The organism is Paenibacillus sp. SAFN-054 (genome assembly GCF_051966755.1).
GTDB lineage: Bacteria > Bacillota > Bacilli > Paenibacillales > Paenibacillaceae > Paenibacillus_AQ.
In genome coordinates this window covers 1-563 of the sequence record NZ_JBQCKS010000016.1, presented here as the reverse complement: position 1 = coordinate 563, position 563 = coordinate 1, and the positions used below count along the sequence as shown (strand labels likewise).

Below are 563 nucleotides of genomic sequence, written 5' to 3'. Positions count from 1 at the left end.
ACGCTTGCCCCCTACGTATTACCGCGGCTGCTGGCACGTAGTTAGCCGGGGCTTTCTTCTCAGGTACCGTCACTCCGGTAGCAGTTACTCTACCGGACGTTCTTCCCTGGCAACAGAGCTTTACGATCCGAAAACCTTCATCACTCACGCGGCGTTGCTCCGTCAGGCTTTCGCCCATTGCGGAAGATTCCCTACTGCTGCCTCCCGTAGGAGTCTGGGCCGTGTCTCAGTCCCAGTGTGGCCGTTCACCCTCTCAGGTCGGCTACGCATCGTCGCCTTGGTGAGCCGTTACCTCACCAACTAGCTAATGCGCCGCAGGCCCATCTGTAAGCGACAGATTGCTCCGTCTTTCATTATCTCTCCAGGAGAAGAAATAAATTATCCGGTATTAGCTACCGTTTCCGGTAGTTATCCCAGTCTTACAGGCAGGTTGCCTACGTGTTACTCACCCGTCCGCCGCTAACCATCAAAGGAGCAAGCTCCTCATCAAGTCCGCTCGACTTGCATGTATTAGGCACGCCGCCAGCGTTCGTCCTGAGCCAGGATCAAACTCTCCAAGAAAG

The 563-nt window shown here is 55.4% G+C and carries 1 rRNA gene; it reads right to left on the bottom strand.

Going from position 1 to position 563, the window contains the following annotated elements:
* A 16S ribosomal RNA gene (locus tag ACTHPM_RS27320) occupies nt 1-561 on the bottom strand; the annotation flags it as partial.
* Nucleotides 562-563: the final 2 nt, after the last annotated feature.